The following is a 5,659-nucleotide window of genomic DNA, read 5'->3' on the forward strand; positions in this document are numbered from 1 at the left end:
GCAGTTGCATACGAGCCAGTGAGATGCCCAAACACAAATGCGCGCCGGCTCCGAATGTCAAGCTCTTTCGGATGTTGATTCGACTCGCATCAAACTGGCGCGGGCACTCGAAGACCGCTTCGTCATCGTTTGCCGAGGCGAACAGGATGAGTAGATGTGCTCCCTCTGGAAGCGGCGTGTCGCCCAAGGTCACCGGCTTGGTTGTCACACGCGATAATGCGCGTACCGGTGGTTCGAGCCGCATGAGTTCCTCGATGAAACGCCCCATCTGCGAATCGTCGTCGGCCGCGGCGTAGAACTGCTGGGCGATCGCGGTGTCCGTCGCGACTTTGAAAAGGATGTTGGTGAACGCCGTCGACATCGAGTCGTGGGTGTTGATGAGAAGCATCCGCGCGGTTGCGACCAACTCTTCGAACGTCAGCGGCTCCTCGTCTGGTGTGTCGGCTCTGATGATGTCTGACAGCATGTCGTCTTCGGGTGTCTCCATTCGTTTTTCGACGAGTGCAATCAGATAGTTCTGCATCTCACAGAGCTCGTGAGCCGCCCGGATCATGTCATCACGCGTGTTGGTCAGACTGAATTGCGACAGATAAGCGCTGCCCCAGCGCTTGATCGTGCCCATGTCGAGATCGTCAACCTGTAGTTGTTGCATGCTGAAGGCAATCGCCATCGGCAAGGCCAGGTCGTGCAAACCGTCCGCCTCACCGCTTTCGAGAAACTTGTCGATCAGCTCGTCGACGAGCCGCTCAAATTGCGGTTCAAGAGCCTTCATGCGTCGCCTGCCGAATGCCTGCGACAGCAGACGGCGGACGCGGGTATGCCGCGGCGGATCGATGTTCGCGACGTCCGGGAAGAAGCCGCCGCCCTCGCGCGCGAGGATCTCTTTCATCTCATCAAGGTGGCCGTGGGCCATCTGCCCGTAATATCCCAGCTCCTGGGAGAAGACGATCGGATCTCGCAGCACCGCCATCAAGTCCGCGTGTCGCGAGACCAGGTACATCCCGAGGTCGGTTTCGTAGTGCACCGGGTCCCCGTCTCGAAGAGCCCGGTAGTAGGCGAAGGGCTTCACCTGAATAGCCGGGTCGATGAAGGATACTCCCGCAAGGGATTCCAGTCGCTCTTGGCCTGCCGGACATCCAGCGGTCAAATTGGTGCCTCGTGTCGTCACAATCCTGTCCTTCGACATCACTAGTTGGACAGCGCGGTCGCTTGACTGCGGTATCCCTGGGTCAGCCTGTCCCACGTGCGGGGTCCTATTCCTCGCTTCCGCAAGTCGGCTTTGATGATGCGTAAAGTCGCATGGGTCTTTGGTAGGTCGTCGACGAACTCGATATAGCGCGGCACCATGAAGCGCGTCATGCGGGACTCGAGGTCCGCGCACAACTCCTCGGGGTCGATGGACGATTCGGAGCGCTTCACCGCGAACAGTAGGATCTCGTCTTCGGCGGTGTCGGCCGGCACTGCCACGGCGGCACATTCGACGATTTCCGAATTGCGCAGCACGTCAGCTTCGACCTCGAAGGAGGAGATATTCTCACCCCGACGCCGGATCACGTCCTTGAGCCGGTCGACGAACATGTAATCACCGTCGGCGGTGCGGACGAGCGCATCTCCCGTATGGAACCAGCCGTTGCGCCACGCGACTGCCGTGGCGCCGTCGTTGTTCAGGTAGCCCGCGTTCATAACCCACGGCACGCCGGCACGCACGATGCATTCCCCAGGTGTGCCGTCTGGAACCTCGTAGTCATGCTCATCCACCAGGCGAACTTCGAAACCGGGATACCCTTCCCGCAGGCGACCCACCGTGCGCTCGTTCGTCGGGTTCCACCCGGAACAAATCGCGACACCGCCCTCCGTGCTGTTGTAGACGGTGCAGATGCGGGTATTGAGTCTCTCGCTGAATTGCTTATAGCAAGCGCCGAGCGGAGCCATGAAGAGGTTCTTGAGTGACGTACTGCCCGTAGGGCTTTCGGGGACCCTCAACAACAGATCCGCCATCGAACCGACGAGCATGCCAGTCGTTATTTCAAACTCAGCAACGTCCTGCCAGAACCTGGTGAGCGCAAATCGCGGCCTCATGACAACACGCGCGCCGACCATGGCTGCGTGGTACGGGATCGATTTCGATCCAAAGTGAGCATGGGACGTCGTGCAGTAGAAGATGTCTGAAGCATCGAGATCCTCGAAGGGGAACGTTCCCAGGTTGATCGAGTGCAACTGCGCCCATGGCAATTTGACCGCCTTGGAGGGGCCCGTCGTACCTGATGTGTAGGTGATACAGGCAATGTCGTGCAGCTCGGGCACTCTCATCTGTTTTCGCGCAGCGTTGACATCGGAATCGAGCGCTTCCACCGTGACGACTGGCAGCTTCGCTCCAGGCTCGTGGTGGTATCCGCCAGTGTCGAGGACGAGCACTCGCTTGACCGTTGTCAGTTCAGCGGCAACGGCCTCGACGAACGGCAGGTACTGCGCAGCAACGACGAGTAATTCGGGCTGGCAGTTGTTGATCGCATACGCGAGCATGCGACCCCGAAACTCGGGATTCGTTGCGGCATCTATAGCGCCGACGCTCGAGAGGCCCAGCCATACGACCAACGATTCGACGCCCGCGTCGAGGATGGTGGCGACAACGTCACCCACCTTTACGTCCAGCGCGAGGAAGCGGGCCGCCCAGAGGATCATCGCCTCTTGCAACTGCTCCCAGGTTGCCGATGCGCCGTCCACCGTCCGCAGGAACTGCTTGTGGGGCTCTGCTTCGGACATGCGATTCACAATGGCGGGCAGCGTCTCTTGAGAACGTAAGTCAGAAGTCCAAGGCATTGCGCGCTCCTGCCATGAATCGGTCGCGTACTTGTTCGATCGCTTCACGCGTACTTCCAGAAGGCCCGCATCATCGTGATCTTGCCTTCTTGGTTGAACGTGAAGTGATCCACGAGGGGGCCGACATGCTGCATCGCACCGTTGCGAGTCACGACGCCCTGCAGAATCGCAATGGCCTCATCGCCGCACACGATCACTTCGCGCTCAAGCCATAGCTCCATGGGACTGAGATCCTCGACCATCTTCCAGAAGGTCGTTCCTATGGCCTCAATGCCGCGAAACGTATCCACTCCCACGGGATCTTCCAGGATGGCGTTGTCATCCCATAGGGCCAGCCAGCCATCTTTGTCTCGATCGCTGAGGGTCTGGCAGTGCGCGTTGATCGCCGCGTTTATCGCTTCGGCGTCTGGCATCTCTTCCTCGTTTCCGTCCTTCTTTGGCACTTCAAAATCGGAACATGTTCGGGCGCAGCGGAGCTCACACTTTGCTGACCTCGTCATCCCAACCGGTATCGCGCTCGCGCACGGCGGCCCTAACTCCCTTTTCATGGATCAGCCGTAGGTGATGCTCCTTGGCCAGTGCGGCCTCAGCGCTGGGAACGTATGGGTCTCGACCGACGTCAACCATCGCCAAAAGCCCCGCGGCTTCGTAGAGGCGATGCGTTCCGCGCTTATTCGCGACCAGGTCTCCAATTTCCATGCGCGCGATCTGCTCGGCAAAGCGCAGTGCCGTCTGTTCTTCCTGGCCCAACGCGACGACCCGATTGACGTAAAACAGTTGTCGGGCCGTTTCTGCATCCATCCAGCCGCCGGTCATCCACAGCTGCTTCATAACTCGGATGGGAAAATGAAACGGCATCAAGGCATAAGGGCCGTACGGCGTCCCCACCCCGACTCGAGATTCCTCCCAACTGAACCGCGAGTTATCTGCTGCGATCACGACGTCAGCGGCCAGCAGAAAGGTATTGGCGTGTGGCCCTACATAACCTTTCGTTGCGACGACTAACCCCTTGGAGAAACGCCAGGGCGGAAGAAGGTCTCCCGTGTGGACCCAGTACTTGCCTTCAATCGTCGCAGGCTCCAGACCTTCTATGGTCTCGGCTGCCACTTGTTGAACATCATGACCCGATGAGAAGTTCGCGCCCTCAGCAGCAAGCACGACGCATCTGACGTCGGCCATACGATCACAGTCCGCGAGAACAGAGTAGAACTCGTTTTCCATGGTGCTGTTGATCGCATTCATCTTCTCGGGCCGATTCAGCCGAACCGTCACGATGCGCGCACGCCGTTCCACCTTGACGCAGGTCATCGCGGCCCAGTCCGCTTCAGGCAATGCGTGTTCTCCTATCGGTCCGTGGTCATGCAATTGATGACCCGTCTTAGTCAGCCACGTGGAAGACCGAGTACCTTCTGCGCGATGATGTTCCGCTGAATCTCCGATGTACCTCCGGCGATCGTGGCCGCGATCCCCCGGGTGTAGCGCTCGAATCTGCTGGCGAAATACTCGTCGGGATTCATATGTTGGTATCGCTCCGTTACCGGATGACGCAGCCCGTCGATGCCCGCTGTGCTCAACGCGAGGTCGGCAGCGCGCATTTCGGCTTCAGAGCCGAGCAGCTTAAGCACAGAAACGGCGGAGGTGTCGATATCTCCGCGGGCAGCGCGAGCCAATGCCGCTGATCCGATCGCCCGAAGGGCGTGGTAGTCGATGACTGTGGACGCGAACCGATCACGTTCAACTTCTGTGCGGGGACGGCAGTCGGCCATGAGGTTGTCGATCCGGTCGGCAATCATCACCCACATCATCGTGCGCTCATGTCCGAGTGACCCGTTGACCACTGACCATCCCTGGTTCAGCGCCCCTACGAGGTTTTCGGCTGGAACTCGGACATCGGTGAAGAACACCTCGTTGAAGTCGAGGTTGTCCTGACTGGCGATATCGGCGAAGGGCCGACACACCACGCCTTCGGTGCTCGTTGGAATGATCAGCGCCGAAATTCCCTTATGTTTCGGAGCATCCGGGTCGGTGCGAACGAAAGTCAACAAGAAATCGGCATCGTGCGCGCCAGATGTCCATACTTTCTGGCCGTTGACGATGAATTCGTCACCGTCTCTGACGGCGCGCGTTTGCAGGGAGGCGAGGTCGGAACCCGCACTGGGCTCACTCATTCCGAGCGAAGCTGTCATTTCGGCGCGAAGTACCGGGACCGCCCAGCGCTGTTGTTGCTCGGGGGTGCCGAACGTGATCAACGATGCCGCAACAATATTGACGCCCTGCGGGTTGAAGCTGTGATAGATGCGTCGCCGGCAGAGTTCATCTAAGTGGACGAACTGCTGAAGCACACCCGCGTTACGGCCCCCGAACTCCGGGGGCTGTCCGGGCAGTAGCCAGCCGTTGTCAAACAGCAGGCGCTGCCAGTTCCTGGCCCAGGTTGGCATGTGCGAGACCGACCGCGGACGTTCGAATGTTTCGGCTTCGGTCGGCAGATTGTCGTCGAGAAAGGCGGCGAACTCCGCTCGGAACGATTCGACATCTTGATCAAAAGTCAGCTGCACGATACTCCCTGGCGATCAGCGCGCGATGCTCTGAGGCATCGCCGAGCATCAGTTCCCCCGCCTTCGCGCGTTTGATGGCGAATTGCAGGTCGTTTTCCCATGTGAGGCCCATTGCGCCAAAGCACTGCAATCCGTACTGGACAACAAGCGACTGTGCCTCCCCCGCTGCAGCTTTCGCCATCGAGGCGAAAAGGCGGCGACGCGGATCGTCAGCCGCGATGGTGAGCGCCGATAGGTATGCCAATGCTCGCGCCCGCTCGATCGCCACATACATGTCCGCGGCC

At 59.6% G+C, this 5,659-nt stretch carries 6 protein-coding genes; all 6 read right to left on the reverse strand.

Features of this window, described 5'->3' with window-relative positions; all coding sequences use genetic code 11:
- Positions 1-1,168: cytochrome P450 (locus tag WB785_RS11160; RefSeq protein WP_424079153.1), on the reverse strand; the 1,168-nt coding region annotated here is incomplete at its 3' end.
- Positions 1,169-1,188: 20 nt separating this feature from the next.
- Positions 1,189-2,763: an AMP-binding protein gene (locus WB785_RS11165; protein ID WP_424079155.1), complete on the reverse strand. Its 1,575-nt coding sequence runs from the start codon at positions 2,761-2,763 to the stop codon at positions 1,189-1,191.
- 101 nt (positions 2,764-2,864) lie between these two features.
- Complete coding sequence (locus WB785_RS11170) at positions 2,865-3,263, reverse strand: nuclear transport factor 2 family protein (protein WP_424079157.1); 399 nt, start codon at positions 3,261-3,263, stop codon at positions 2,865-2,867.
- A gap of 34 nt (positions 3,264-3,297) precedes the next feature.
- Positions 3,298-4,152 (reverse strand): enoyl-CoA hydratase/isomerase family protein, encoded by an 855-nt coding sequence (locus WB785_RS11175; RefSeq protein ID WP_424079158.1) that lies wholly within the window; start codon positions 4,150-4,152, stop codon positions 3,298-3,300.
- A gap of 50 nt (positions 4,153-4,202) precedes the next feature.
- A complete protein-coding gene (locus WB785_RS11180; protein WP_424079159.1) occupies positions 4,203-5,375 on the reverse strand; it encodes an acyl-CoA dehydrogenase family protein in 1,173 nt (390 codons plus the stop codon).
- Positions 5,359-5,659, reverse strand: a 301-nt coding sequence (locus WB785_RS11185; RefSeq protein ID WP_424079161.1) for an acyl-CoA dehydrogenase family protein, incomplete at its 5' end; no start/stop codon positions are given. The genes WB785_RS11180 and WB785_RS11185, both read right to left, overlap by 17 nt.

Source organism: Mycobacterium sp. (assembly GCF_049585075.1).
Lineage (GTDB): Bacteria > Actinomycetota > Actinomycetes > Mycobacteriales > Mycobacteriaceae > Mycobacterium.

Excerpts from the sequence above, each read along its gene's own strand:
- WB785_RS11165 (WP_424079155.1), bottom strand. The coding sequence starts at position 2,763 with ATGTCCGAAGCAGAGCCCCACAAGCAGTTCCTGCGGACGGTGGACGGC.